This window comes from Bradyrhizobium sp. WYCCWR15520 (genome assembly GCF_056174665.1).
The window spans coordinates 1-26,946 of the sequence record NZ_JBWBWM010000033.1; the positions used below are offsets into that span (position 1 = coordinate 1).

At 63.5% G+C, this 26,946-nt stretch carries 33 protein-coding genes; 8 read left to right on the forward strand and 25 right to left on the reverse strand.

The features are described from left to right. Positions 1-304: 304 nt before the first annotated feature. Entirely contained in the window at positions 305-469 is a 165-nt protein-coding gene (locus AC0QUY_RS31185; protein ID WP_202639171.1) for a hypothetical protein, read from the reverse strand. 194 nt (positions 470-663) lie between these two features. On the opposite strand from AC0QUY_RS31185, the gene AC0QUY_RS31190 reads away from it, so the two are divergent. Beyond that, a complete protein-coding gene (locus AC0QUY_RS31190) occupies positions 664-1,029 on the forward strand; it encodes a hypothetical protein (protein WP_475390073.1) in 366 nt (121 codons plus the stop codon). Positions 1,030-1,248: 219 nt separating this feature from the next. Here AC0QUY_RS31190 and AC0QUY_RS31195 read toward each other — a convergent pair whose 3' ends face one another. From AC0QUY_RS31195 to AC0QUY_RS31215, 5 genes are all read right to left on the reverse strand, one after another. After that, complete coding sequence (locus tag AC0QUY_RS31195) at positions 1,249-1,686, reverse strand: acyl-CoA thioesterase (RefSeq protein WP_475390074.1); 438 nt, start codon at positions 1,684-1,686, stop codon at positions 1,249-1,251. A 136-nt stretch (positions 1,687-1,822) separates the two neighbouring features. Further along, positions 1,823-2,338, reverse strand: coding sequence for a hypothetical protein (locus tag AC0QUY_RS31200; RefSeq protein WP_475390075.1), 516 nt, complete (start codon positions 2,336-2,338; stop codon positions 1,823-1,825). A gap of 70 nt (positions 2,339-2,408) precedes the next feature. Then, a complete protein-coding gene (locus AC0QUY_RS31205; RefSeq protein WP_475390078.1) occupies positions 2,409-3,518 on the reverse strand; it encodes a nickel/cobalt transporter in 1,110 nt (369 codons plus the stop codon). Then, positions 3,515-4,150 carry a DUF1007 family protein gene (locus AC0QUY_RS31210; protein ID WP_475390132.1) on the reverse strand — a complete coding sequence of 212 codons (636 nt, stop codon included), beginning with the start codon at positions 4,148-4,150 and terminating at the stop codon, positions 3,515-3,517. The genes AC0QUY_RS31205 and AC0QUY_RS31210 overlap by 4 nt, the downstream gene beginning before the upstream one ends. A gap of 185 nt (positions 4,151-4,335) precedes the next feature. Next, positions 4,336-6,426: a M3 family metallopeptidase gene (locus AC0QUY_RS31215; RefSeq protein WP_475390079.1), complete on the reverse strand. Its 2,091-nt coding sequence runs from the start codon at positions 6,424-6,426 to the stop codon at positions 4,336-4,338. Positions 6,427-6,600: 174 nt separating this feature from the next. Here AC0QUY_RS31215 and AC0QUY_RS31220 point away from each other — a divergent pair, with 174 nt between their 5' ends. From AC0QUY_RS31220 to AC0QUY_RS31245, 6 genes are all read left to right on the forward strand, one after another. Then, positions 6,601-6,861, forward strand: a complete 261-nt coding sequence (locus AC0QUY_RS31220; RefSeq protein ID WP_161849897.1) for a hypothetical protein — start codon at positions 6,601-6,603, stop codon at positions 6,859-6,861. Positions 6,862-7,511: 650 nt separating this feature from the next. Beyond that, the gene (locus AC0QUY_RS31225; protein WP_475390081.1) at positions 7,512-8,654 is read left to right on the forward strand and encodes a type III PLP-dependent enzyme; all 1,143 of its coding nucleotides are present in this window, start codon (positions 7,512-7,514) and stop codon (positions 8,652-8,654) included. A 121-nt stretch (positions 8,655-8,775) separates the two neighbouring features. Continuing rightward, a complete protein-coding gene (locus tag AC0QUY_RS31230; protein WP_161849899.1) occupies positions 8,776-9,381 on the forward strand; it encodes a GNAT family N-acetyltransferase in 606 nt (201 codons plus the stop codon). Positions 9,382-9,632: 251 nt separating this feature from the next. Then, positions 9,633-10,022, forward strand: coding sequence for a RidA family protein (locus AC0QUY_RS31235; protein ID WP_161849900.1), 390 nt, complete (start codon positions 9,633-9,635; stop codon positions 10,020-10,022). A gap of 48 nt (positions 10,023-10,070) precedes the next feature. Continuing rightward, positions 10,071-11,513: a homospermidine synthase gene (locus AC0QUY_RS31240; protein ID WP_475390082.1), complete on the forward strand. Its 1,443-nt coding sequence runs from the start codon at positions 10,071-10,073 to the stop codon at positions 11,511-11,513. Positions 11,514-11,705: 192 nt separating this feature from the next. After that, positions 11,706-11,933 carry a hypothetical protein gene (locus AC0QUY_RS31245; RefSeq protein WP_475390083.1) on the forward strand — a complete coding sequence of 76 codons (228 nt, stop codon included), beginning with the start codon at positions 11,706-11,708 and terminating at the stop codon, positions 11,931-11,933. Positions 11,934-11,956: 23 nt separating this feature from the next. On the opposite strand, the gene AC0QUY_RS31250 is transcribed toward AC0QUY_RS31245, so the two are convergent. From AC0QUY_RS31250 to AC0QUY_RS31320, 15 genes are all read right to left on the reverse strand, one after another. Next, positions 11,957-12,697, reverse strand: a complete 741-nt coding sequence (locus AC0QUY_RS31250) for an acetoacetate decarboxylase (RefSeq protein WP_161849904.1) — start codon at positions 12,695-12,697, stop codon at positions 11,957-11,959. Between the two features lie 107 nt (positions 12,698-12,804). Beyond that, a complete protein-coding gene (locus AC0QUY_RS31255) occupies positions 12,805-13,542 on the reverse strand; it encodes an ABC transporter ATP-binding protein (protein ID WP_161849905.1) in 738 nt (245 codons plus the stop codon). Next, entirely contained in the window at positions 13,532-14,269 is a 738-nt protein-coding gene (locus tag AC0QUY_RS31260) for an ABC transporter ATP-binding protein (RefSeq protein ID WP_161849906.1), read from the reverse strand. Before AC0QUY_RS31260 ends, AC0QUY_RS31255 begins: the two co-directional genes overlap by 11 nt. Beyond that, entirely contained in the window at positions 14,266-15,231 is a 966-nt protein-coding gene (locus tag AC0QUY_RS31265) for a branched-chain amino acid ABC transporter permease (RefSeq protein WP_161849907.1), read from the reverse strand. Before AC0QUY_RS31265 ends, AC0QUY_RS31260 begins: the two co-directional genes overlap by 4 nt. Next, the gene (locus AC0QUY_RS31270) at positions 15,228-16,094 is read right to left on the reverse strand and encodes a branched-chain amino acid ABC transporter permease (protein WP_475390084.1); all 867 of its coding nucleotides are present in this window, start codon (positions 16,092-16,094) and stop codon (positions 15,228-15,230) included. Before AC0QUY_RS31270 ends, AC0QUY_RS31265 begins: the two co-directional genes overlap by 4 nt. 51 nt (positions 16,095-16,145) lie before the next feature. Beyond that, complete coding sequence (locus tag AC0QUY_RS31275; protein ID WP_475390086.1) at positions 16,146-17,390, reverse strand: amino acid ABC transporter substrate-binding protein; 1,245 nt, start codon at positions 17,388-17,390, stop codon at positions 16,146-16,148. Between the two features lie 83 nt (positions 17,391-17,473). Beyond that, a complete protein-coding gene (locus tag AC0QUY_RS31280) occupies positions 17,474-18,412 on the reverse strand; it encodes a dioxygenase family protein (protein WP_475390087.1) in 939 nt (312 codons plus the stop codon). Between the two features lie 230 nt (positions 18,413-18,642). Continuing rightward, positions 18,643-19,023: a hypothetical protein gene (locus tag AC0QUY_RS31285; protein ID WP_475390088.1), complete on the reverse strand. Its 381-nt coding sequence runs from the start codon at positions 19,021-19,023 to the stop codon at positions 18,643-18,645. 54 nt (positions 19,024-19,077) lie between these two features. Next, entirely contained in the window at positions 19,078-19,794 is a 717-nt protein-coding gene (locus AC0QUY_RS31290; protein WP_475390090.1) for an MgtC/SapB family protein, read from the reverse strand. 33 nt (positions 19,795-19,827) lie between these two features. Beyond that, on the reverse strand, positions 19,828-20,844 hold the full coding sequence (locus AC0QUY_RS31295) for a WD40 repeat domain-containing protein (RefSeq protein ID WP_475390091.1): 1,017 nt from the start codon (positions 20,842-20,844) through the stop codon (positions 19,828-19,830). Further along, positions 20,844-21,899, reverse strand: a complete 1,056-nt coding sequence (locus tag AC0QUY_RS31300; protein WP_475390092.1) for a CobW family GTP-binding protein — start codon at positions 21,897-21,899, stop codon at positions 20,844-20,846. Before AC0QUY_RS31300 ends, AC0QUY_RS31295 begins: the two co-directional genes overlap by 1 nt. A gap of 53 nt (positions 21,900-21,952) precedes the next feature. Beyond that, the gene (locus AC0QUY_RS31305) at positions 21,953-22,822 is read right to left on the reverse strand and encodes a metal ABC transporter substrate-binding protein (protein WP_475390093.1); all 870 of its coding nucleotides are present in this window, start codon (positions 22,820-22,822) and stop codon (positions 21,953-21,955) included. Between the two features lie 2 nt (positions 22,823-22,824). Continuing rightward, a complete protein-coding gene (locus tag AC0QUY_RS31310) occupies positions 22,825-23,694 on the reverse strand; it encodes a metal ABC transporter permease (RefSeq protein WP_475390094.1) in 870 nt (289 codons plus the stop codon). Further along, positions 23,694-24,449: a metal ABC transporter ATP-binding protein gene (locus AC0QUY_RS31315; RefSeq protein WP_161849917.1), complete on the reverse strand. Its 756-nt coding sequence runs from the start codon at positions 24,447-24,449 to the stop codon at positions 23,694-23,696. Before AC0QUY_RS31315 ends, AC0QUY_RS31310 begins: the two co-directional genes overlap by 1 nt. Positions 24,450-24,452: 3 nt before the next feature. Next, positions 24,453-24,644 carry a hypothetical protein gene (locus tag AC0QUY_RS31320; protein ID WP_161849918.1) on the reverse strand — a complete coding sequence of 64 codons (192 nt, stop codon included), beginning with the start codon at positions 24,642-24,644 and terminating at the stop codon, positions 24,453-24,455. On the opposite strand from AC0QUY_RS31320, the gene AC0QUY_RS31325 reads away from it, so the two are divergent. After that, a complete protein-coding gene (locus tag AC0QUY_RS31325) occupies positions 24,591-24,875 on the forward strand; it encodes a hypothetical protein (RefSeq protein WP_202639387.1) in 285 nt (94 codons plus the stop codon). The two genes, AC0QUY_RS31320 and AC0QUY_RS31325, sit on opposite strands and share 54 nt — an antisense overlap. 39 nt (positions 24,876-24,914) lie before the next feature. On the opposite strand, the gene AC0QUY_RS31330 is transcribed toward AC0QUY_RS31325, so the two are convergent. The 4 genes from AC0QUY_RS31330 to crcB form a co-directional block, all read right to left on the reverse strand. Then, a complete protein-coding gene (locus AC0QUY_RS31330; protein WP_161849919.1) occupies positions 24,915-25,052 on the reverse strand; it encodes a hypothetical protein in 138 nt (45 codons plus the stop codon). Positions 25,053-25,152: 100 nt separating this feature from the next. After that, positions 25,153-25,656: a hypothetical protein gene (locus AC0QUY_RS31335; RefSeq protein WP_057861034.1), complete on the reverse strand. Its 504-nt coding sequence runs from the start codon at positions 25,654-25,656 to the stop codon at positions 25,153-25,155. Continuing rightward, a complete protein-coding gene (locus AC0QUY_RS31340) occupies positions 25,653-26,255 on the reverse strand; it encodes a permease (RefSeq protein WP_475390133.1) in 603 nt (200 codons plus the stop codon). Before AC0QUY_RS31340 ends, AC0QUY_RS31335 begins: the two co-directional genes overlap by 4 nt. Before the next feature lie 149 nt (positions 26,256-26,404). Further along, positions 26,405-26,779, reverse strand: coding sequence for a fluoride efflux transporter CrcB (gene crcB / locus AC0QUY_RS31345; RefSeq protein ID WP_161849922.1), 375 nt, complete (start codon positions 26,777-26,779; stop codon positions 26,405-26,407). Positions 26,780-26,946: the final 167 nt, after the last annotated feature.

A 26,946-nucleotide genomic window follows, 5' to 3' on the forward strand; every position in this document is an offset into this window, starting at 1 on the left:
ACCTATCCTCTTCCAACCCCATCAGGTGGCGGCCCTGCGCCGACCCCGTACAGAAGCAAGACCCCGGCGGGCGGACAACGCAAAGGGATTGACTAATCGAGGCCCGTTACAGAAGGGTGGGCAAAGCCAACGGATCGGGCGAATGCGCGCCCGATGAGAGGCTCCGCGTGCCCACCATCAAGAGGCTCGATCGGTGATGGAATGGTAGGCACGGCGCTATCGCGTTTGCCCACCTTACGGCTGGCACCATTCACATCGAGATAATTCGGTAGATGTTGAGCGCGTGCCTTGGGGTCGGATCGCCTCACTGCGGCAAGTCTTTGAAGAGTTCGATTACGATCATGACCATCGAGCCGACTGCAACCACCACCGGGCAGATAAACGGCAGCTCTTGCAGCAGCCCGACAAGGACCGCCCGGACGCGGAGAGTTCTCTTCACATGCGCGAAGCGCAAGCCTGCCACACCCATCGGATATCTCCGTTTGGCCCCCAGCAGCGGTCTGATCTTTAAACGCGAAGCGAGCCCCGGCTATAGCCTGTTCGGGTGTTCCCTGGATCAAGGTGAAGGAACCCTTGCAAGGGGCCATCGGGCACGTTGCCAAGGGCAGGGTCCGGATCCTTTGGAAGTGCCCCCCGCGAGCCGGGACTGCGCGACCGCTCGGGATGAAGATCATCACCTCGCGCCGAATTATGCACCACATCGTACACAAGGACATTCGACGTGGCATGTCGAATTGGAACGCCGTAGCCGGCACGAGGTTAGATAGCTTACGTACCTTCGCGGCTGCGCTGACCGGCGCGTTGCATTGGAGGCGGCGCATGAAAACCATCGTTGACGAAGCCGGCGAGGTCATCGCCAAAGCAACGGATGATCATACTCTAATCGGCGGCCACCATCGCCTCGCGGTAGCGGCCAGCCTCGGTCAAAGACTGTTCTGGCGAGATACTGGCGAACCCGTGAAGCTGGATCTGTTCTTCAGGCATAAGTTCTATTCGACAGACAGCCTGAGCCGCTCGCCGAGATTATAGTTGTTCGGGTACATCGCGGTGCGTTGCTGCGCTGACCCCGCGCGCGACGGTCGATAGCACTACTCGTCAAGCAGGTCGGCGGGCTTTGCTTGCTGCTTGATCGCCCAGAGCCGATAGGCTTCATCGAGTGTGGGTCCGGGTGCTGATCAGCTTCGTGCCTTCCTCGCTTCGCTGCACTCGCAATGACGTGGATATAGTCGCGCTCATACGACGCAAATCTCACGCCACCAAATGCCGCTCCCGCGTCGCGATCAAATCCCTGATCTCCTTCGATATCGGGACCGGGCGATGCGTCTTCTGGTCGGTGTTGACCCAGACGATCTCGCCGGTCACCAGCGCCTCATTGCCGCCTTTGAGGAAGATCGCGAGTTCGAAGCTCAGGCTCGAATTGCCGATCCGCGCCACGCGCGCGCCGACGTCGAGCTCCCAGTCGAACCGAACGGGCGCCTTGTATTCGATGACGGATTTCACGACGTGGAAATCGACGCCGCTCTCCTTGGCATCGGCGTATTGATCATAACCGAGCGCGCGAAAATATTCGGTGATGGTGGTGTCGAAATAGGTCAAATAGTGCGCGTTGAAGACGACACCCTGGCCGTCGATTTCGGAATAGCGTACCCGGAACGGGTGGAAGAACCAGAATTGCTCGCGTGACATTATGTTTCCTGCGACGTTTTCGACCTCCTCCTGCATAGCTCACCGAACCTGTTTCATAAAGCTGGACGGCGAATTAGCGTAATCCGGCGCCATGCAAGCGAGATGGCAGATTGCGCTTCCGCCTTCGCGCTTTAAGTTACGACGAACGGGTCACTAATCCGCCCCGACGCACTGCCTTAATATAACGGTGAATTGCAGCATAGTTTCCGCAATGCTTCGAACCCAATAGATTGTCCAAATCGGCCTTCGAAATAGCCGCTATTGCGAGACTGTCGAGATAGGCACCTCCAACTCCAATGTAGCAAGACTGCTCTTTCGCCTCGCGCACTGAAGCAACCAGTGCTGATATTCCGTCATCAGTTTCAGAAGCAAAGACCATCCGATTAGTCGCAGATGGAAGCGAAGTGTCGATCACTTTCTCGATCATCTCCGCCCAATTTCCGCAAAGCAGGGTAAAGGTAAAGGCCCTGAACAACCGAACCTTTGACTCTGCGACCACCGAAAATCTTAGCCCTTCGCCCGAGGAATGAAAAGCGAATCCACTCTCCGGCCCATCGTAGAAATCAAGAGCTATTACAAGGTCAAACGTCATCCGCCTTGCAATGCCACCCGCGACTCGTAGATCTTCTAAGTATCTACCTGAATGCTCCATTCTACTTCCTCGCGACGCGCATCGTAGCGGGGCGGGCCCCGGATGTCGCTTCGTTCATCCGGGCTACCGGTCACAAACACGTCGCGCGTTCGGCGGCGAGGTAGCCGAACAACAGGCCGAGGCCGAACAGCAGCACCAGGCCGGCGGCGCCGAATTCGATGCCGCGCATGATCAGCGCGCCGCCGCCCTCGCGGCCGGCGCTGAGCCGGCGGGCGAGACCCTTGGCGGATACGGCGATGATCGCAATGGTCGCCACCGTGATCGCAGTCCCGAGCCCCATCACGAAGGTGGCGGCGATGCCGGCTAAAAACAGGCCCTGCGCCAGCGAGAACACCAGCACCAGAATGGCGCCCGAGCACGGCCGCATGCCCACCGCAAAGATCGTCCCAAGGCCGCGCCGCCAGCCGCCGGGGCCGGCGAGCTGATCCGGGGTCGGCCCGTGCGAATGGCCGCAATGCTCGTCATGAACATGGGCGTGGCCGTGGTCATGCCCATGGTCGTGATGATGATGGGCATGGTCATGATGATGATGCGCATGCCCGTGATCATGGTGATCGTGATGACCGGCCGTGGCCACCGCCATCGCCGGGGCCGGCTTCGCCTGGAGCGCGCGCATAAAACCGCCGCCCTTGGTCCAGACCAGCCGGGCACCTAAGGCGGCGATCAGGCCGTAGCTGACAATCTCGATCGCCTTTTCCGCGGAGCACATCGTCTTGGCGGTGGAGGAAAGCAGCCAGGCGAACACGGCCACGATCGCCACCGCGACCAGCGCCTGCAGGAACGCCGAGGCGAACGACAGCACGATGCCGCGCCGTGCGGTCTCCTCGTTGGCAACGAGATAGGACGAGATCACCGCCTTGCCGTGGCCGGGGCCGGCGGCGTGGAAAATCCCATACGCAAACGAGATCCCGAGCAGCGTCCAGACCGCGCTGCCGTCCGATTTCGCCGCGCGTATCGTGGCGGACATCTCGCGATAGAATTCGGACTGCTTGGCCAAAATCCATCCGATCACGCCGCCGACCTGCGGCTCGGCCGCGGGCCGCGGTCCGCCGAACGGATTCTGCGCCATCAGCGCGTGCCAGGCGGCGTCGAACACCACAACGGCCGCGAGCGCCGCGGCCGTGATCGCCAGGACTCTGGTTGTCTCGCCCCGTGCGAACCTTGCAAGCAACGACTTCACGGGCAGTTCACCGTGATCTTGTTGGCGAACATCGCCCCGTAATTGGAATTGTCGCCGTTCATGAAGTTCTGCTCGTTCAGCCGCTGGGTGTTCGCGGTCTCGTCGGTCGGCCGCTGGAATTTCATCTGACAGGCGGCCGGCGCGCCAACCAGTTTGATGGGGTCCTTGTCGTCGAACTTGAAGTCGATGAAATAAGAGGGATCGAACACCTCCAGCGCCAGCTGCTTTGGCGTCACCGGCGCCTTCAGCGGCAGCAGGAAATGCAGCGTCAACGCGCTGTCCTTGTATTCGAGGTAGTAGTCGACAGGCTCGTTGAACTTCTCCTTCTTGCCGTCGCCCTTGGCGAAGGTGAAGTAGGCGAAATCCTTCAGCGACTCGACATTGGTCTGCGCCAGCGGCGCCAGTTCCTCGCGGGTGTAGACGCCCTTGGTCTTGGTCTCGATGCCCTGCAGCGCGTAGGTCGAGAACATGTCGTCAAAAGTCCAGGCGTGGCGCACGCCCGTCATCGCGCCGTCGGGCGCGTAGACCACCTCGCTTTTGGCGGTGATCCAGACATGGGGATGGGCCTCGGCCGCGACCGTGCCGAGCGACAACGCGACGATCGCGCCCAACAAACCGAACACTACACGCAACACGTCGCCCCTGCCTCGTGCGCGATTTGCGCACAAGGCGCGGGAACCCATACGCCGTGTCTTCTCTGTTTGACAGTGTGGCAAAGGCTTTTCCTTCACAACGAACACCAGGGGTTATGGGTCCCTGCGCCAAGTGCGCAATTGCGCACAAGGCAGGGACGACTCGTGGAGGCGACGCCGGCCAATCAGGCCGCCGGCGTTGTTTCGAGCAGTCCGCGCCGGCGCAACAGGGCATCCGCCTCCGGCTCGCGGCCGCGGAACGCGACATAGGCGTCCTCGGGGTTGCGCGAGCCGCCCGACGAATAGATGTCGTCGTGCAGGCGCTTGGCGGTGGCGGGATCGAAGATGTCGCCGGCTTCCTCGAAGGCGCCGAATGCGTCGGCGTCCATCACCTCCGACCACATGTAGCTGTAATAGCCGGACGCATAGTGATCGCCGGAGAAGATATGGCCGAATTGCGTGGGCCGGTGCCGCAGCGCGATTTCCGCGGGCATGCCGATCTTCTCCAACTCGGCCTTCTCGAAGGCCGCGACGTCGCGGCTGGCCGCGGCCGGCTGGGTGTGGAATTCGAGGTCGATCAGCGCCGAGGAGACGAACTCCACGGTGGCAAAGCCCTGGTTGAATTTTCGCGCGGCGAGGAAACGCTGCAGCAGGTCGTCCGGCAGTGGCTCGCCGGACTGATAGTGTTTGGCGAACTGCCGCAGCACCTGCGGCTGCTCCTGCCAGTGCTCATAGAGCTGCGAGGGCAGCTCGACGAAGTCGGTAAACACTGACGTGCCCGACAGCGAGGGATAGGTCACGTTGGACAGCATGCCGTGCAGGCCGTGGCCGAACTCGTGGAACAGGGTGCGCGCGTCGTCGGGCGACAGCAGCGACGGCTGGCCGTCCGAGCCCTTGGAGAAGTTGCAGACGTTGATGATCAAGGGGGCGATCTCGCCGTCGAGCTTCTGCTGGTCGCGCAGCGAGGTCATCCAGGCGCCGGAGCGCTTTGAGGGCCGGGCGAAGTAGTCGCCATAGAACAGCGCCTTGTGCTTGCCGTCGGCGTCCTTGACTTCCCAGACCCGGACGTCCGGATGCCAGACCGGGATGTCCTTGCGCTCGGCAAAGGTGATCCCGAACAGGCGGGTGGCGCAGTCGAAGGCGGCCTCGATCATGTGGTCGAGCACCAGGTAGGGCTTGATGGCGGCGTCGTCGAAATCGGCTTTCCGCTGCCGCAGGATTTCGGCGTAGTAGCGCCAGTCCCACGGCGCGAGGGCGAAGTTGCCGCCCTCCTCCGCGATCAGCGCCTGCAGCGCGTCGCGGTCGGCGAGCGCGCGCGCCCGGGCCGGTTGCCAGACCCGCTCCAGCAGGCCGCGGACGGCGTCCGGCGTCTTGGCCATGGAATCCTCCAGCCGGTAGGCGGCGTAGGTCGGAAAGCCCATGAGCTTGGCGGCCTCCTCGCGGAGCTCCAGGATCTCCACGATGGTGGCGTTGTTGTCGTTGGCGTTACCGTTGTCGCCACGGGCGGTGAAGGCCTTGTAGACCTTCTCGCGCAGGTCGCGGCGGGAGGAGCTCTTCAGGAACGGCTCGACCGACGAACGTGACAGCGTGACGATCGCCTTGCCCGCCATGCCCCGCTCTTCGGCCGCCGCCTTGGCCGCGGCGACGAAGGCTTCGGGAAGGCCGCCGCGGTCGTCCTCGCCGAGCTCCATGAACCAGTCCTGCTCGTCGCCGAGCAAATGGTGGCTGAAAGAGGTGCCGAGCTGGGCCAGCCGCTCGTTGATCTCGGCCCGGCGCTTCTTGGCGGCCTCGTCGAGACCGGCGCCGGCGCGGTAGAAATTGGTGTAGGTGCGCTCCAGGAGCCGGTTCTGCTCGCCGGTCAGGCCGAGCGTGGCGCGGTTCTCATGCAAGAGCGCGATGCGGCCGAACAGCACCGCGTTCATCATGATCGGGTTCCAGTGCCGCGCCATCCGCAAGGAGACTTCCTTGTCGATCTCCAGGATCGCCGGATTGGAGTGCGCCGAGACCAGGTCGTAGAACACGGCTGCGACCTTGGAGAGCAGCTTGCCCGAGCGTTCCAGCGCCGTGATGGTGTTGGCGAAGTCCGGCGCCGACGGATCATGGGTGATCGCCGCGATCTCGGCGGCATGGTCGGCAAAGGCCTGCTCGAAGGCGGGCAGGAAGTGCTCCGGCTCGATTTCGGCAAAGGGCGGCGTCTCGAACGGCGTCTGCCACGGCCGGAGCAGCGGGTTTTCGCCAGCTTCCGAGGGGGCCGCCGTATGCAGGGTTTCTGACATCACAATTCCCGTTTTTGCCTCGTTTTCTTGACGCAAACCGGTACCGATTTCGCTCGAAAACGCTCCAGAAGATGCGGCAATCTATATCACGCGATGAGGCATTTTTGGGCCTTTTACGCTTGATAGATGGGGCCTTTTCGGAGAGATTGCGCCCCCTGAACAGGACCTTTTTCCATGAGCCCACAGCCCGCTTCCACATCCTCCCGCCAGATCGTCTGGCCGAGCGTCATCACCGTCATCTCGGCGGCGATCCTGATCGGCGCGGAAGTGTTCGGCGCGGCGTTTGCCGGCGGCTGGGCGCTCGCGATCCTGTTCGGCCTCAACGACACCTCAGCGCACATCCTGCAGGCTGTGCTGTTCGGTATCGGCGTGCTGATCATGGTGGCGTTCATCCGCGCCGCGCAACGCATCGAGCCGTTCTTCAGGCGCGGCTGACGCGCATTCAAGAAACCGCTGCGGCACAGGCGTTACAGCGCTCAACGCCTGGCGAGAAATCTTAACGTCCATTCATGTTTGTCGTCAGCGGCGCACACCGCGAACGCTTTCGTAATCACACGCGCGCGAAATTTGTCCCCACCCTAAAAAAATTGTTGCGAAGCCGATTCAAAAGACTTATTTCCAGCCTTGCCCAATTTCGCACGTGCCTGTGGTCGTGTGTCAGTCGGTAGGTATCCGGACAAGAGGCCGGACAGCCGCCAAGGGATGGAAGAACCGAGGGTCGCTTAACAGGCGGCCAGCATCTCTCTCCAGGGATGCCGTTGAAGGTCTCACCACTCCTTGCAACCGTGACTGGCAGCCGGAGGCGAACCGGCGTACTCCGCTCTCAACGGGGGACGCGACTTAAAGCAACGACGGATCGGGCTTTTTTGGTCTCTACCGGCACTCCACCGCCGGCGCGGGCTACTGAAAAGGCTTGTCCTTCATTGCCAGGTGAGCGGGCGGGAAATCTCCCAACCAATCCACGGCAGCACAATTCGGTCCTCGAGTTCGAGGCTTTGTCGCGTCTCCATCGTGCGGCAAGGCCAAGCGCTCAGGTCCGAGAACTGTTTGAACGCGCCCGTCGCTGGGCCGTTTGGGAGAGTGCCATGACCGAACGTATTCAGGAATTCCTGCGCAACCGCCGCAGCGAGGGCCAGGACACCGAGCCGTGCCTCGTTGTCGACCTCGAAGTCGTGCGCGACAACTACCAGACCTTTGCGAAGGCGCTGCCGGACAGCCGCGTGTTCTACGCGGTGAAGGCGAATCCTGCGCCCGAGGTGCTGTCGCTGCTCGCCTCCCTGGGCTCCTGCTTCGACACCGCAACCGTCGCCGAGATCGAAATGGCGCTGGCCGCGGGTGCGACGCCGGACCGCATCTCCTATGGCAATACGATCAAAAAGGAGCGTGACATCGCGCGCGCCTTCGCGCTCGGCATTCGCCTGTTCGCGGTCGACTGCGCCGCCGAGGTCGAGAAGATCGCCCGCGCCGCCCCCGGCGCCAAGGTGTTCTGCCGCATCCTCTATGACTGCGCCGGCGCCGAGTGGCCGCTGTCGCGCAAGTTCGGCTGCGACCCGGAGATGGCGGTCGAGGTGCTCGACCTCGCCAAGCGTCTGGGCCTGGAGCCGTGCGGCATCTCGTTCCATGTCGGCTCGCAGCAGCGCAAGGTGAAGGCGTGGGACCGCGCGCTGGCGATGGCCTCGACGGTGTTCCGGGACTGCGCAGAGCGCGGGATCAGCCTGTCCATGGTCAACATGGGCGGCGGCTTCCCGACCAGGTACCTCAAGGATGTTCCTCCGGTCCTGCAATACGGCCGGTCGATCTTCCGTGCGCTGCGCAAGCATTTCGGCAACCAGATCCCAGAGACGATCATCGAGCCGGGCCGCGGCATGGTCGGAAATGCCGGGATCATCGAGACCGAAGTCGTTCTGATCTCCAAGAAGAGCGACGAGGACGAGGTGCGCTGGGTGTATCTCGACATCGGCAAGTTCGGCGGTCTCGCCGAGACGATGGACGAGTCGATCCGTTACGCCATCCGCACGCCGCATGACGGCGCGGACATGACGCCGTGCGTGCTCGCAGGTCCGACCTGCGATAGCGCCGACGTGCTGTACGAGAAGATGCCGTATCCGCTTCCGGTGACGCTCGAGATCGGCGACAAGCTGCTGATCGAAGGCACCGGGGCCTATACGTCGACCTACTCGTCGGTGGCGTTCAACGGCATCCCGCCGCTGCGGACCTACCACATCTGATCGGCCTCGTTTGAGGCTTGAATAACGGGAGCCGGTGCGCCGGCTCCCTCCCCGTCATTTGCGAATTTTTGACAACGCTTTGCGCGGCAGCCTTGCCGTTGCGAGCGGGGACTGACGTGCCATGACTGCTTTGCGGAAGACCAAGATCGCCCTTAACCCCAAGGCTGCTCCGTTCGCGATCCGTGCGGAGCGAACCTCGGACGTCGCCGCGCGTGAAGCGCTGCTGGATGCCTGCTTTGGCGACACCCGCCATACGCGCTCCTGCCAGCGCCTGCGCGACGGACGCGCGCCCGCCGAAGGCCTCAGCCTGTCGGCCGTGGCGGAGGGCCGGCTGGTCGGGACCGTTCGGTTGTGGCACGTCAGCGCCGGGGGCATCCCGGCGCTCATGCTCGGCCCGCTGGCGGTGGAGGGTTCCTCCCGCCAGCTCGGCGTCGGGGCTGCGCTGATGGACCACGCGCTCGCGGCGGCGAAGGCGCGTGGCCATCGCGCGGTAATCCTGCTGGGCGACGCGCCCTATTACGCCCGCTTCGGCTTCTCGGCCGCGAAGACCGGCGAGCTGTCGCTGCCAGGCGCGTTCGAGCGCGACCGGCTGCTCGGCCTGGAGTTTTGCGACGGCGCGCTCGACGGCGCCTGGGGCATGATTACCGCCACCGGCGCGCCGCTGCCGAAAACGAAGGCAGTCCGCGGCCGGAAGGCGAAGGCCCTGCTCGTGCCGCGCGCGGCCTGAAGGCCATGGCTGCGAGCCTTGCCCGAGATGCGCGCCCACGCTCGCGCGGCGCTATCACGATGGCCCTGCTGGTCATGATCACGATCATGATCGTCAGGGACATCCTGGTGCGCCGCTGGGGCGGGCCTACGCCGCCGGCCTCCGACATCACCCAGCCGTCCCGCTAGCCCCGCGAGGGGTTGCGCAGGCTGGGGAAAAGCCCTTAAACCGCGCCCATCCCGCCCCGGACCGTTCCCAAGATCGAGGTTCCGATGCCCCGTCGTCTGATTTCCACCGGCTCGCCTTTCGAGAAGACCGCCGGCTACAGCCGCGCCGTCATCGACGGCGATTTCGCCTTCGTCGCCGGCACCACCGGCTATGACTACACGACCATGGTCATCCCGGTCGATGTCACAAACCAGGCGCGCAACTGCTTTAGGAACATCGAAGCTGCGCTGAAGGAAGGCGGCTTCGCGATGGCCGATATCGTCCGCGCGACCTACTACATCACTGACCTCGCGGATGCGGACCCTTTCTTCGCAGTCTGCGGCGAAGTGTTTGGCGAGATACGTCCGGCCACCACGCTTCTGGTCGTCGCGGGGCTCTACAAGCCCGAGATGAAGATCGAGATCGAAGTCACCGCGAAGCGCCGCACCGCCTGATCCACCCCTCACCATTTGTCTACCAGCACGTTCCGGAGAAACCATCCCATGAGCCCCGCCTCGCAGATCTACGCGAAGATTACCGGCCCCATTGTCATGGTCGGCTTCGGCTCCATCGGCAAAGGCACGCTGCCGTTGATCGAGCGGCATCTCGATTACGACAAGTCGCGCTTCACCGTGCTCGATCCCAAGGACGAGGGCCGCAAGGCACTTTGCGAAAAGCACAATGTACGCTTCATCCAGAAGGGCCTGACCAGGGACAATTATCGCGAGGTGCTGACCCCGCTGCTCACCGAAGGCGGCGGCCAGGGTTTTTGCGTCAATCTCTCGGTCGATACCGGCTCTACCGACATCATGGAGCTCTGCAACGAACTCGGCGCTCTCTATATCGACACCGTCAACGAGCCCTGGCTCGGCTTCTATTTCGATTCGTCGAAGGGCCCGGAAGCACGCTCCAACTACGCCCTTCGCGAAGTGACGCTGGCCGCCAAGAAGGCGCGTCCCGCGGGCTCGACGACGGCCGTCTCCTGCTGTGGCGCCAATCCCGGCATGGTCTCCTTTTTCGTCAAGCAGGCGCTGCTCAATGTCGCCGCTGATCTGAAGCTCAATGCCCCCAGGCCGAAGACCAAAGCCGAATGGGCTGACTTGATGCGGCAGGCTGGCGTCAAGGGCATCCACATCGCCGAACGCGACACCCAGCGTTCGAAGTCGCCGAAAGAGCCTGATGTCTTCGTCAACACCTGGTCGGTGGAAGGTTTCCTGTCGGAAGGCGTACAGCCGTCCGAACTCGGTTGGGGCACCCATGAAAAATGGATGCCCGAAAATGCGCGTACCCACGAAGCCGGCTGCGGCGCCGCCATCTATCTGATGCAGCCCGGCGCCAACACGCGCGTGCGCACCTGGTGCCCGACCCGCGGCGCGCAGTATGGCTTCCTCGTCACCCACAATGAGTCGATCTCGATCTCCGATTACTTCACGGTGCGTGACGCATCGGGCACGGCGATCTATCGGCCGACCTGCCACTATGCCTATCATCCGGCTGACGATGCCGTGCTGTCGCTGCATGAAATGTTCGGCCGCGCCGCGAAGATGCAGGAAAAGCACCACATCCTCGATGAGAACGAAATCGTCGATGGCATCGACGAACTCGGCGTGCTGCTGTTCGGCCATGACAACAATGCCTACTGGTACGGCTCGCAGCTCTCCATCGAAGAGACCCGCAAGCTCGCGCCCTATCAGAACGCCACCGGCCTGCAGGTGACCTCCGCCGTGCTCGGCGGCATGGTGTGGGCGCTGGAAAACCCGAACGAAGGCATCGTCGAAGCCGACGAAATGGATTTCGATCGTCTGCTGGAAATCCAGATGCCGTATCTCGGCCCGGTGAAGGGTTTCTACACCGACTGGACGCCGCTCACCGACCGTCCGGGCCTGTTCCCGGAAGACATCGACACGTCGGACCCCTGGCAATTCAGGAACGTGCTGGTGCGGTGACACCGCGACCTGCGCGCTGCAGTTCCCGCTGCAGCGCACATCGCCTCGCCCGGCGTAGAACTACCCACGGGAACTGCAGTTCCCCGTAACCCTCGATTAACTCGATCGCGCCATCCTGAAGGGTGAATTCCTGCGAGGGCCCATGGCCGTCGCCGCTTTATCCGCGCGGCGGCTCCGGTTGGAGCAACCAACATGCGCGTCATCATTGCCATCATCCTGTCGGCCGCGGCCTTGGCCGCGTGCACGCCTGAGAGCAACAGCTATGCCGAGGTGACGGGCTCGATCGACAATTGCGCGCGCAAGCTCTACAGCCAGTACAATCCCAAGGACAAGAAGCAGTGCGTCGCGGTGTGCATCGCCTGCGAGCGCGGCGTTGTGACGACCTGCTCAACCGCCTGCACGCTGAGGGGCGCGCAGTGATCGCCAGGTAAGCCGCTCGCCCCTTACCTTGCCATGTAGTCGAACGCCACCGTTCCCAGGCCAAGCGTCAGGTCGGCCTTGAAATGCAGCGCGGAGACCACTTCGTGCACCGGGAGCCGGGCGACGTCGGCGAGCGCATGTGGGAACAGGCCGAGCGCCGCCGGGCCAGTCCATGCCTCTTTCAGCGTGATGTCTTCGAGATAATAGCGCACCAGCTCGCAAATCCGTGGGCTACCGTCGACATGCGGGATGATCTTGAGCATGAAGTTCGGCGCCTTCATCCCTTTCAGCACCGCGTCGTGATCGACCGCGCGATGCTTGTAGCCCATGGTGGCGGAGACGCACAGCACCGAGCCGTAATGCAGCGTGCCGACCAGCACATCGCTCTCGACGGCGATTTTCGGCTTCGCCAGTTTCTTTGGAAATCCCCAGAGTTCGCGGCCGCCGGCGATCGGTCCCTCGTCGTCCAGGTACATCGAATGAACGTAGATGCCCTCTTCGCCCTTGAAGCGGACCGGAATGACCTGGCCGGTCTCGGTGTAATCACCGAAGCCGGTTGAATCAGGCATGCGGATGAATTCGTATTTGACGACGGCCTCCGCGACTTCGAGCGGCTCGGGCACGACAGCGGCGAGCGCCTCGGGGTCGGTGCGATAGGTGATGACGAAAAATTCTCGGTTGAAGAAGCGGTACGGCCCCCGCGGAAACGACGGGTTGGTCAGCGGCATCGAATAGGCGGTTCGCCTGACGTCATCGATCTTCATGGCCTGCCCCATTTGTCATCTGAACTGACGCAATGAGATTATGGGGCAGATGATGGCAGCTAGCGAGGCTGAAGAAGCGGCAGAACGTCACGATGCCGTCATAACAGTCAGACGACGCCGCCGAGATAGAGCCGCTTGACGATGTCGTTGGCCTTCAGCTCGTCAACCGACTGCGCGGCGACCGCGATCTCGCCGTGGACGATGATGTAGCCGCGATCGGCGATCCGGATCGCCTGGTTGAAATTCTGTTCCGCCATCAGCACGGTCAGGCCGACACGCTGCTTCAGCTCGCCGATCTTGGAAATGGTCTGGGACACCAATAGCGGCGACAGCCCGACCGAAGGCTCGTCGATCAGAAGCAGCCGCGGCGATGACATCAGCGCCCGCGCGATCGCCAGCATCTGCTGCTGGCCGCCGGACATGGTACCGGCGAGCTGGCTGCGCCGCTCCTTCAGCACCGGAAAGGTGTCGAACACGAGCGCGAGATTGCCGTCGATCGTCGAGCGCGCGGCCTTGCGGAACGCGCCGAGCATCAGGTTTTCCGTCACCGTCAGCTTGGGAAACAGCCGCCGTCCTTCCGGCACCAGCGCCACGCCGAGATCGACGATCGCCTCGGGCGACAGTCTTGTCAGATCATGCGCCACGCCGTCGATCGTAAGCGCCAACCGGCCGCTGTCCGGACGGACCAGGCCCATGACGCATTTCATCAACGTGCTCTTGCCGTTGCCGTTGGTGCCGAGCAGGGCCACGGTCTCGCCGGCCTCGACATGCAGCGTGACGCCGCGCAGCGCCTTGACGGCGCCGTAGCCGGCATCGAGACCTTCGATGGCAAGGCTAAGTGCCAAGATAGGCCTCCTGCACCCGCTTGTTGGCCATCACCTCGGCGGGCGCACCGAGCGCGATGATCTTTCCGGCGTCGAGGCACATCACCCGCTCCGAAAACCGCATCACCGCCTGCATGATGTGCTCGATCATGATGATGGTGATGTCTTCCTCGCCGAGGCTGATCAGGAGATCGAGCACTTCGTCGACTTCGGAAGATGAGAGCCCCGCCATCGCCTCGTCGGAAATCAGAAGCTTCGGCCGCACCGCCATGGCGCGGGCAAGCTCCATCTTGCGCAGTTCGACCTGGCTCAGCGTGTCGCTGGAGGCGCCGGCCTTCGAGGCGAGCCCCATCCGCGTCAGGATCGACATCGCGATCTCTTCCTCCGCCGCGACTGAACCGGCGGCGGCGAAGTCGAGCCCGACCATGAGGTTTTCGAGCACCGTCATGCTCTTGAAGGGACGCGGGATCTGGAAGCTGCGGGCGATGCCGCGGCGTGCACGTAGATGCGGCGGCAATTGCGTGATGTCCTCGCCGCAGAACACCACGCTGCCGACCTGCGGTTTCAGCGCGCCGGAGATGCAGTTGATCAGCGTGGTCTTGCCTGAGCCGTTCGGGCCGATCAGGCCGAACCGTTCGCCCTTCCGGATGTCGACGCTGATATTGTCGAGCGCGGTGAAGCCGCCAAAGGTCTTGGTCAGCGTTCCCACCTGCAGCAACGGCGCGTCGGGTGCGGCAGCCGTAGTCATTGCTTGCCTCCCGCGCGCAGACGATAGCGCGGCCGCAGCAGCCCAATGATACCCTTGGGCGCGCCGACCACGAACAGCACCAGCATGATGCCGAGCACCAACACATTGATTTCTGACGATATGGTCACCGCAAGGAACTGCTGCGTTGAGCCGAGCAGGATGGCGCCGAGCACCGGGCCGATCCAGTGCGCGGTGCCGCCGATCAGCGACATGGCAAGCGCCGAGACGGAATAAGTGAGATTGAATGCGGAGGATGGGTCGGCGTACTGCAGGTACATTGCTGCCGGCGCTCCAACGGCCGACATCAGCGCGCCCGAGATCATGCAGGCCACCAGCTTGAGCTTCAATGTCGGCACACCCGTGCATTCGGCGGCGAGTTCATCATCCCGAAGCGCCTGCAGCCCGCGCCCCATCCGGGAATTCTGGATGTAGCGCGCGATCCCGACGGCAATCACCACCAGAATCGCCTGCACGAAGAACAGCATCTTCACGTAAGAGTCGAACGGCGCCATCACCGGCGGCCGCTGGATCTGGATGCCGGCCGCGCCGCCGACAAACCGCCAATTCATCACAAAGGTCTCGATGATGATGGCAAGCGCGATCGTCGCGATCGAGAAGAAGATGCCGCGCATCCGCAAAGTGAGGAGGCCGACGCCAAAGCCGAGCAGCATGCCGACGATGGCGGCAACGGCGATCTGCACCACGAGCGGCGCCCCGGTCGCCTTGAACAGCGCGACCGCCGTATAGACGCCGACGCCGAAAAAAGCGTTGGTTCCGAAATTGACGTAGCCGGCATAGCCGCCGAGGATACTCCAGGCCACCGCCAGCGCGATGAACTGCAGGATGACGTAGCCGGCGAAAAACGGATATTCGTTGCGGACGATCTGGGTCATCGACAGCACGGCGACGAGGAAGACGGCCACGCCGGCCCAGAATATGATGCTGTGGCTGCGCTTGTTCATCGGCCGAGCAGACCTTGCGGGCGGACGGCGAGCACGCCGAGCAGCATGGCGAACGAGATCGCCGGCGCCCAGGAGGCGCCGAACATCGTCAGCACGATCGACTCGGCGACACCGAGGATGATGGCGGCGATCAGCGTGCCGCTGATACTGCCGAGCCCGGCCATCACGACGACGCAGAAGGTGCGCCCGATATAGGCGCGATCAAGCGTCGGTTCGACCGGCGCCACGATGATCAGGAGCGCGCCGGCGATCCCGAGCACGGCGGTGGCGATGCCGAAGGCAAACTGCTTGATGCGGACCGGGTTGGCGCCCATCAGCCGCAATGCCTCTTCGTCCTGCGCGACCGCTCGGATCGCACGGCCCATGAAGGTTTTCGACAGATAGACCGCAAGCAGCACCGTCAGCGCCAGCGCCACCGCGAACGCGACCAACTGCCGGATCGGTATCCGAAACTCGCCGAACCGCCAGGATTTGCCGATATAGGTCGCCGAGACCGAGCGCTGGTCGACGCCGAATTGCAGGATGATCAGGACCTCGATGATGAAGGCGATGCCGAAGAAAAACGCGATGCCGCGGACGCCGGCGTCGCTGCCGCGCCGCTCGAAGGTCTCGTAATAGATGCGATAGGCCAGCAGGCCGAACAGGAAGAATAGCGGCGTGATGGCAAGGCCCGCCAGCAACGGGTCGATGTCGTAGCTGTCATTGAGCTGGTACACGCCATAGGACGCGAGCACCAGAAAGGCCGGATGCGCGACATGGGGAACGTCGAGCAGTCCGAACGAGACCGACAGCCCGACGCTGACGGCTGCATAGAAGCAGCCGAGCAGCACCCCGAGCACCACTGCGCCAAGCAGCAGGTCCATCGAAAACAATTCAGATCCCCCCTTGGCTCCGAGCCGGAAAAGCCACGAGGCCTACTTACGTGCCGCCTCGAAGGGACTGATGAGATCACCCGTCTTCAGCTTGTCGGGGAACAGGATTACCTGCTTGCCGGAGGACCGGAACTGTTCGATGTCCTTGTCCTTCACGCCCCGGAATTGCGCCTGCAGCGTCGCGGTTTCCTTGCGCTCGCCATCCGCCGCGAAAGCAATCGGGCCGACGATGGTCTTGTGCTCATTCTCGCGCAAATATTTGGCGATACCCTTCTGGTCGAGCGATTTGGTGGAATTGACCGCCGCCGCGATCATCTCGCCCATCGCGTAGCCGAACGGCGCCAGATAATAGCCGAGCGGATCGACCTTGGCCTCGATGGCACGCTTTGTGTACTTGTCGAAAAATTCCTTGGTGCCGTCGAAATACATGCTCTTTTCCGGCAGCCACGTATTGTAGTTCACGACGCCGTTGAGCAGCGAGCCGAGGTTCGACATCACGGCGGCAAACTGCAGGCCGACCATGCCGCCGCCGAAAATCTTGACGTCGTCGCCGATCCCGATTTCGTTCACGGCGCGCAGGATGCCCGCGGAGTCAGGCGGATAGGACGCGACATAGACGATGTCGGGCTTGGCGGCCTTGAGCGCGCGGATGATGGAGGCGAATTCCACGGTGTTCGGCGGATAGACCTGGTCGAAGACCACGGGGAGATTTCGCTTCTTGGCGACATCCCGCGCGGTGAGTGCGAGGTTCTGCGCGAATTCCTGGTCCGCCGTCAGCAGCGCCATGTTCTTGCCGCCGGCCTTCTGCGCCAGATCGAGGAACGAGGCCGCCCAGCTATCCGCCGGCCCCCAGGGCGCATTGTTGAACCACATGTCGTGGCCGACCTTGCTGTTCACCTGGAACGAGAAATTGCCCATCAGCAACAGGCCGCGCTGCTTGACGAACGGCATGATCGGGGCGGTCGGCACCGTCGCATAGGGGGCGAACAACAGATCGACCTTATCGACGTCGACCAGCTTGGCGTAGATCGCCGGTGTCTCCGAGGCGCTCGACTTGTCGTCATAGACAACGAGTTCGACCTTGCGGCCGAGCAGACCGCCTTTCGCATTGATGTCGTCGCGCCAGATCTCGATACCGAGCAGCGACGCCTTGCCGCCACCGGCGAGACCGCCGGTCTGCGGCATCGACATGCCGATCTTGATCGGCGGTTGCTGCGCCAACGCGCCCGAACCGTGTCCAACCACGGCGACAGCCATGGCGCCGCCCAGGAATGTTCTGCGTTTCATTAATTCCCCCTTATGTGCCGTTGTCGTTCTGCTTCCGCCGGATCTTCGCCCGGCTGCGGTGAAGTGGATCGTGCCAGGTCGTACTAGCCGGCGCCCGCCGGGGCGGGTTCGCTTTTGGCCTTTTTCATGATTGCCGACGGATCGGCGCCGACGCGCCCGCTGGTCTTGTCGGCCTCGCTCTCGCGCGACAGGCGCATGTCGAAGCGGATGCTTGGCATGTTCTTGATCGGGCAATCCGGATCGTTGGCGACCACATCGACGGCGAGATCGCCCGACGAGCCGAACACGACGTCATCGGCGAGATGGGGATCGTCGCGCAGATAGAGCGCGGTGACGAGCTCGCGATAGCCCGCGGCGCCGACCAGGAAATGAATATGCGCCGGCCGCATGCCATGCCGCGCCTGCGCCTTGACCATGGTGCCGACGGGTCCATCCATCGGGATCGAATAGCCGAGCGGCTTGACGGTGCGCAGCACGTAGATTCCGTCCGCGTCGGTGCTGAACACACCGCGGTAATCGACCGAGGTCGCGCTGGCCTGGATATCGTAGAGACCGTCGGCGCCGGTCTGCCAGATCGAGACGGTGGCGTTGCCGACCGGTTTGCCCGTAGCATCGGTGACGCGGCCATACAGCACGCATTCACTGCCGGGCTTCGGATTCTTGGCGATCGAGCTGCCTGCCGCGAGGGTCGGCGTGGCCTCGCGGTAAAATGGGCCAAGCAGGCTGGTATGGGTGGCTTCTTCCAGGGCGGTTGCGTCGTGCAGGCCGTTGACGAGCGCGGAGAGACCGAGCGTATCGGACAGCAGGATGAATTCCTGCCGTTCCGGCGAACACATCTTGCCGGCGGCGGTCATGAATTCGATGCCCTTGATCCACTCCGCGGGGGTCAGATTGACCTCGCGCGCGAAGGCATGGAGGTGCTTGACTGCCGACGCCATGATCGTCTTGAGGCGTGGGTCCGGCGTTGTCGCCATCTGGTCGAGCACGGCGTCCGTGATCGTATCAGGCGTTAACTCACGCATGCGTCACTCCCTGGCGTGCCGGCTGTTATCAGGCCTGCCGGCTGTTATTGCAGCAAGCCTAACCGCTTGTTGGGGATCAACACAAGGCGTTCGGAGGCTGTGCCTGCGCCCCTCCTGCCAATTGATACGCGGATGGGTCCCATGGCTGCACAGGAATGCGTCAGCAAGCGCAGCCGAAGCTCGGCGGCCCACGATTTCGCGATTGCACAATCAGTGCAACGGAAGTGGGATCATTTCTCGCGGATCGGCGGCGCAACCTTCTCCGCCGGCGCGGGCGGCAGCGCGGGCTGAGCGCCCGACTTCTGCGCATCCGGATCGGGGCGCGCCGGCTGCGGCGGAACGTCCGAGGGACGTTGGCCGGTCGTGGGTGGCTCGGGTGGCGGCCCGGTCGGCTTGGTTTCCGCGCCTGGCGTCGATTGCGTGGGCGGCGTCGCCTGCGCAATCTGCTGGGGATCGCGGGCGCTCAGCGCGGTCAGCGCAAGTGCCGAGACGGCCAGCCCGGCCGCGATCAGCGTGGACGCGAGCAGCATTTCCCGTCGGTATTCGCGTTGGCGGTCATCGGCAGGCATGTCATTCAACCCCACGAAACTGTTCGCGACGTCAACGATCATGGCGAAGCCTGGTTCCGCGGAACGCCTGCGGTGGAACAGCGCTAAAGCGCGGAACTAATCCGTCGTACTCACTTCCCAGGTGGCGTGCCTCACGCCAGGTTGGTGCTGCAGGTCGACCACAACGGGATTGAGTTCGTTGGGATTGACCGCGGTGCTGACCAGCGTCGCCACGATCTCGAGGAGATCGTCGCCGAGTTCGACCACATTGACATCGGCCACCGGATATTTGGCGGCTTCCAGCCTCTCCACCAGGCGGTCGCGCATATCCGGCAGCGCTTCAGGCGTGACCGCGAGCTTGAAATAATAGGTTGCTTCCGACGACTGCTCGTTTAGCGGAATACGGTTAATCGCGTTCACGAGGGGACGCAGCAACGTATTGCCGGCGATCACGAAGACGGTGAGCACCACCGCCTGCACGACCAGGTCCGCGCCGGCGCAGGATCCGACCGCGGCCGACGCCCACAGCGTCGCCGCGGTGTTGAGGCCGCGCACGTCCATGCCCTGCTTCATGATGACGCCGGCGCCGAGGAAGCCGATCCCCGACACCACATAGGCAACCACGCGCACCGCACCGTCAGCACCGGTCAGGTGCATGGCGAGGTCGACGAAGGCCGCCGCGCCAACGGCGACAAGCACGTTGGTTCGCAAGCCCGCAGTGCGCTGCCTGTATTGCCGTTCCGCACCGATCAAGGTGCCGAGCACGAACGCCGTGGTCAGGCTGACCAGCGTGTCGATGAAATCGTGAATCTGGAAGGTCGTTAGAAACCGCATGCCCCCACATAACGGCTGAGTACGACGGATCGATTAAAATTCCAGCATCCCGGCGTCGCCATCCTCAGTACCGAACGCCAGCAGCGTGCCCTTGGCGTTCCAGGCCAGCGCCGAGACCGCTTCGCTGCCATTACGACGCACCAGAATCTCCGCGCCGTCCTCCAGCCGAATGATCAGCACGGTGCCGTCGCTATAGCCCGCCGCCATGATGTCCTGCTTCGGATGACAGGCGACCATGGAGACACGCGCCTGCAGCGGTGCCAGCATCGCGGGCTCCTTGCCCATCGGACCGTCCTTGCTGGTGAACGGCCAGATGATCACGGTATCGGCGCCGGACGTGGCGAGCCCCTTGCCGCCGGCGCTCCACGACATTGAGCGGACGCGGCCGGGATAGCCGCTCATCCGCATGTGCCTGCTGTCCGCGAGCCGCCAGCCATGCAGCGCCGGCTCATGCATGGCAGTGACGAGGAATTTGTTGTCGGGGCTGAAGGTCACGGCCAGATGCGAGCCGGCCCATTCCAGAAATTCCGGCTTTGCCGCCATGTTGGGAAACCACAGCGTCACGCCGTTGTAATGGGCGATCGCTACGCGCAGGCCCTTCGGCGCGAAGGCCAGTCCGCCGACGGTCGAGGGCGCATCGAAGGCTTTCTCCTCGCCCTTGCCGCTGCGGACGAATGCCGTCTTGCCGGCCGACCACGCCACCGCACCATCGGGATGCAGCGCGACATTGTCGATCCAGCGACGCTTGGCGTCGGTCGCCAGCACCGACGTCTCGCCCTTTGCGTTCAAGGCAACGACCTTGCCGTCGTCACCACCGGTGACGATTCGCTTGCCGTCGGACGCGGCGCAGAGGATGGCGCCGCCATGGATAGCGACTTTCGAAACTTCGCCCGCCTCATTGACCATCGCCGCGTTTTCCTCGGCGCCGACGAACACCGCGGTGTCGCCGAGGAAATGCACCGCGGTTGCGGTCACGCCGATAGCGACCCGCCGCACCTGGTCGGTGATGGAAGCGATGGAGGGCCTTTCGCCCGGATCAAACTGTGTCATCACGTGACGATACAGCTTTCAAAACCGTCGCGGATCGCCTTTTCAGGCAATTCGCGGCCGATGAAGACGACGCGGCTTTCGCGCGGCTCGCCTTCCTTCCACTTCCGCTGATGATCGCCTTCCAGCATCATGTGCACGCCCTGAAAGACGTAGCGGTCGTCATCGTCGGTGAAGGCGAGGATGCCTTTCGAGCGCAAAATCTTCTGCCCCTCGGTGGCGACAAGGTTCTGCAGCCAAGGCATGAATAACGTCGGGTCGAGCGGCTTGTCCGACCGCAGCGACAGCGATTGCATGTCCTCGTCGTGGTAATGCTTCAACCCGCCATGGCTGTGGCTGTGATCGTGGTGATGGTGGTCATGACCGTGGTGATGATCGTGGTCATGGTCGTGACCGTCGCCGGCATCGAGGAATTCCGGCTCGATTTCCAGGATGCGATCGAGATCGAACGCGCCGCGCTCGAGCACATCCGCCAGCGCCACCTTGCAGCGCTCGGTGCGGTGCAGCTTTGCATACGGATTGATACCGCGAATCCGGGCTTCGACTTCGGCCAGCTCCGGCTTGGAGACGAGGTCGGTCTTGTTCAGCACGATGACGTCAGCGAACGCGATCTGGTTCTTGGCTTCCGGCGCATCCTTCAGGCGGTCGCTAAGCCACTTCGCATCGGCGACAGTGACGACCGCGTCGAGCCTTGCGTTCTTCTGCACATCCTCGTCGACGAAGAAGGTCTGCGCTACCGGCGCGGGATCGGCGAGGCCCGTGGTCTCGACGATGATGGCATCGAACTTGCCCTTGCGCTTCATCAAGCCGTCCATGATGCGGACGAGGTCGCCGCGCACGGTGCAGCAGACGCAGCCATTGTTCATCTCGAACACTTCCTCATCGGCGCCGATGATGAGGTCGTTGTCGATGCCGATCTCGCCGAATTCGTTGACGATGACGGCGTATTTCTTGCCGTGGTTTTCCGACAGGATGCGGTTGAGCAGCGTGGTCTTGCCGGCGCCGAGATAGCCAGTCAGCACGGTCACTGGAATTTTTTGGGACGACAATTCAGACATAATAGCTCCGGAACGGAATTGTAGCGCGCGCGAGCAGCAGGGAGGCCCCTGCCCTATGGGCTCAGCGCGCCGGTCAGGGCCTTTATATTGTGCCTGACCATCGCAATGTAAGTGGGAGAATCGCCCTTTTCGCCCGTCAGACTGTCGGAATAGAGCGTTCCGCCGACCCTGGCGCCGGTCTCGGCGGAGATCCGGCCCATCAGGCGGGGGTCGGTGATATTTTCCATAAAAACTGCCGGTATTTTGGCGGACCGGATCTGGGTGATGATCCGCGCGACGTCGCGGGCGCTGGCCTCGGATTCGGTCGAGACGCCGAGCGGCGCGATGAATTCGATGCCATAGGCGCTCGCAAAATAGCCAAAGGCATTATGGGTCGAGATCACCTTGCGACGGTCTTCCGGAATTCTCGCCACCGCCTCGCGCACCTCGCGATCAAGCGCGTCGAGTTGCGCCAGATAGGCACTGGCGTTGGATTTGAAGGTTTCGGCGCCGGCGGAATCGGCGGCCACCAGCGCGTCGCGGATATTGGCGACATAGATCTTCGCATTGGCAACGGACTGCCAGGCGTGCGGATCGGCGTTGGAGCCGAGCTTGAGCGGCGTGACGCCCGTCGTCGCGGTCACAATGGCCGCCTTGCCACCGGCGGACTTCACCAGCCGCGACAACCAGCCCTCGAACCCAAGGCCGTTGACGAAGACGAGCTTGGCATCGGCCATCTTCTTGGCGTCCGCCGGCGTCGGCACATAGACATGCGCGTCGCCATCGGGCCCGACCAGCGTCGTGACGGCGACACGATCGCCGCCGACATTGCGGACGAGATCGCCGAGGATCGAAAAACTGGCGACGACGTTGAGACGATCCGCGGCGCGGGTCGGGCCAATAGCCGCGATCAAGGCGAGAGCGATGAGCCAGAGCCGGATCATGACTATGCCTCGAGATGCCGGCCGGGGAACAGCTGCCGGACCAGGCCGCTGACAGGGCCGAACAACAGCGAGACCACATAGAGCATCGCGGCGACCAGGATGATCGCGGGGCCTGAGGGAATCTTGGTCTGGAACGACAGCACCAGCCCGGCATAGCCGGAGACGATGGCGCTGGCGACCGCGATGCAGATCATGCCGGTGATGTCGCGCGACCAGAAGCGCGCGATCCCCGCAGGCAGGATCATCAGGCCGACGCCGAGCAGCGTGCCGAGCGCGTGAAAGCCGTTAACGAGATTGATCACGACCAGCGCCAGGAAGGCGAGATGCGCGGGCGCGCCGGCGCGGCTGACGGTGCGCAAAAACACCGGATCAACGCATTCGATCACCAGGGGACGATAGATCACCGCCATCACCAAAAGCGTAATGGTGGCGTTGAAGCCGATGACGAGCAGTGTCTGGTCGTCCATTGCGAGGATGTTGCCGAACAGCACGTGCAACAGGTCGATATTGGTGCCCTTGATGGAGACGATGGTGACGCCGAGCGCCAACGACACCAGGTAGAAGGTCGCAAGCGAAGCGTCTTCCTTCAGCTCGGTGTTGCGCGCGACAAGGCCGGCGAGCAGCGCCACCGTAAAGCCCGCAATCAATCCGCCGGTCGTCATCGCGAACAGATTGAGGCCGGAAACCAAGAAGCCGATCGCAGCACCCGGCAGGATCGCGTGCGCCATCGCGTCGCCGACGAGGCTCATCCGCCGCAGCATCAGGAACACGCCGATCGGGGCCGCGCCAAGCGCCAGCGCGGTCACGGCGGCGAGCGCGCGGCGCATGAATTCGAATTCGAGGAAGGGCGCGAACAGCGCGTCGTACACCATCAGGCCGCTCGCGACGGCATATCGGCGGCGCAAGCCGCGGCGCTGTCATCGAAGGCTTCGCACATCTTCATCGCCACGAGCAGGTTTTCCGGTGTCAGCGCGTCGGCGGTCGGCCCCCACGCGACCGGCCCGCGCGCCAGCAGCAGCGTTTCGGGGAAGTGGCTTCGTACCATCTCCAGATCGTGCAGCGCCGCCAGCACGGTGCGCCCCTCGCCGTGCCAGCGCCCGACCAGCGCGATCAGGTCCGCCGATGTCTTGGCGTCGATGGCGTTGAACGGCTCGTCCAGAACGATCAGTCGGGCATCCTGCAGGAGCACCCGCGCAAACAGCATGCGTTGCATCTGCCCGCCCGACAGCGTGCCGATCGAGCGGTTTTCAAAACCGTTGAGCCCGACGGCGGCGAGCGCCGCCAGGATCTTTTCGCGCGCAGCCTTGCCGATGCCGCCGAATGGACCGGTCGAACGCCACAGGCCGCTGCCGACGAAATCGAACACCGAGATCGGGAAGCTGCGATCGATGTCGACGCTCTGCGGCAGATAGGCGATGTCCCTGATATCGAGACCGCCGAGATCGATCGATCCCGACAGCGGTTTCAGAATTCCGGCGAGCCCGCGCAACAGCGTCGACTTGCCGGCGCCGTTCGGCCCGATCACGGCCAGCAGCGCGCCCGGCGCGACCTCGCCATTGAGGTGGTGCACCGCCGGGTGGCGGTCATAGCCGAGCGTGACGTTCCGGAATTTGATCTGCACGGCCATGCTTCACCTCATCGCCAGCAGCACTACGGCCCACAGGGCGGCCGAGACCGCGAGCGCCGCGGCGAGCCGGGCCACGACGGTCATGCGCAGGATCGACCAGGGCGCAGCCTGCGCCGGATGCGGCATTGCCGGGCCATGGCTATGGGCGTGACCGTGGTGGTGATGGGCGTGGTCGTGGGGATGGGCGTGCGACATGGGAAAACGTTATATTATAACATTACGGGAGTCTATGCGCCGGACCTTGGTCTATATACGCTCCTGCTGCCCGGACTCGCTCAAGCGTATTGGCTTTGGGAATTGTGGCCCTCGAAAGGAATCCCGTCTCACCCGCTGGCGGTGATGTGCGCAGCGTGGCTCGCCTTGCTCGGGATCTGGATCGTTGCGAAAACGACGTTGTTCGGCCGACGTTCGCTGCAGCTCAACTGAAGATATCACCGCGGCTGGGCCAGTGCCTTCGCGACCACCTTAAATCCGAATGCCAATTGATGAGGCCGCGGGCCGGATCAGCTGCACGACAACGTTGGTGTAACGGCTGCCGTTGAAGTTGACGTCAACGACCCACAACACGAAGACGGCAACAAATGCGGCGCCCACGGCTTTCATGAATTCTTAACGATGAGGGCATCGTAGGGGTTCCGCCACAACGATCCGTCGTCACGGTACGACTGCACCTAAGGGTGGTTGTCGCAGAGCTTACCCGCCTTCACGGTTTCCCGATCACCATCGCGATCGCTGCCGCGAGAAACGGAAACGGCACCGACACCGCCGCGCGAAACCAGACGAACCTGGCCGGCATGAAGGGGATTTCCCAGAGGATCATGCGCTGGAAGGCGAACAGCGCCCAGGCGACGACATAGGCGATAACCTGCGGCGTGCCACCGCCGACCTTCAGCGCCACTGCGCCGATCGAGAAGCCGACCACCGGGCCGCCCGGCGTCGCCGCCCCCGCGATGACAGCGGTCAAGACGCCAAACCAGCCGCTGTCGGGGCCGAGCCAGCCCGTGATGACTTCCGGCGGGATGACGGCGGCGATGTAGCCCGAGCCGATCACGCCGAGTGCGATGCGCGGCACGATGTTGATGAAATCCATCGAGCCTTCGCGCACCGACGACACCAGCACGACGCGGCCGCGCCGCCAGGCCATGAAGCCGAGAACGGCGACCGAGCCCCACAGGGTGACGTCGATGATCAGCGCGGAGAGCGTCATGACGGCGGCTCCGACGTCTTTTTCGGATACATCCGCACATAGACGAAGCGGCCGAGCGCGCCGGCCAACACGGGGATCGGCAGCGAGATCACCGCGCGCCAGAGCGTGAATTCCGTGCCGAGGATAGGCAACTCCCAAGCGACCGCGCGGCCGTAGCCGATCAGCGTCCAGCTCACCACCATCGCGATGGTGGCGCCGAAATCGGCGCCGACGGTCAGCAACGCCGCCGCCACCGGATAGGCGGTGAAGGGGCCGCCGGGCAGGATCGCGCCGAACGCTGTTCCGATTAGCAGGCCCTTCAAGCCCGATTCCGGCCCGAGTGAGCGCGAGACTTTTTCGTGCGGCAGAATTTCCGCGATGAATGCACCTAGCAGGCAGCCGGCCAGCACGCGCGGCATGATTTCGCCGAACAGCCAGAGATCGTGGGTGAGTATCTTGAGCACGCCGTCGATGCCATCGCGCCGCCAGACGAGGCCTGCGCAAACCGCGACCAGCGCGCCGATCACGATCATCGACCAGCCGACCGGCTTGCGGGCACGCCGTGGTTTTGGCTCGGCGTCGTCGGCAGGCGCCGGATCTTTTATCTGATGTTCTGACAAGGCGATCGTTGTGGGCGGGGGATGCTCGTCCACCCTGCTTAGTCCCGCCATGGAGGCGACGCAAACGGAAGCTCGCACGATACCCATGCGCTTCTCAGGCATGCCCATGCGGGCACGTCACGCGGCCCGTGTTCGTACGGGCTATTGGTTCAGCTGAACTGGCGCACCAGCGCGAGGCCCGCGAACAGCCCGGCGATCGAGAGCACGACGGAGCCGATCACGTAAAGCGCCGCCAGCGTGAGTTCGCCGCGCTCATAGAGCAGCGCCGCATCGAGCGAGTACGCCGAGAACGTGGTGTAGCCGCCGAGGATGCCGGTCATCAAAAACAGCCGCCAGGGCTGCGAGGCCTCGCCCTTGAAGGCGAGATAGCCCGCAATCAGCCCCATCACGGTCGAGCCTGATATGTTGATGATAAAGGTGCCCCAGGGAAATCCGGGACCGAGGCAGCGGGCGCAGGTGACGTTGATGAGATGGCGCAGCGTGGCGCCAAGGCCGCCACCGACAAAGACCAGCAGATAACTCATCGCAGCTTTATCCCATGTCAGCGAAGTCACCCGGCATTGCCGCTTGTGCCGCAAGCCGGTGGTCGCCGCAAGGATCGGACGGCATATGTGCCAACGAAAAAGGGCGGCAGCCGCAGCTACCGCCCCTGAGGAATCGCAGCCCCGTCATTGCCTGCGACAAACGCGAA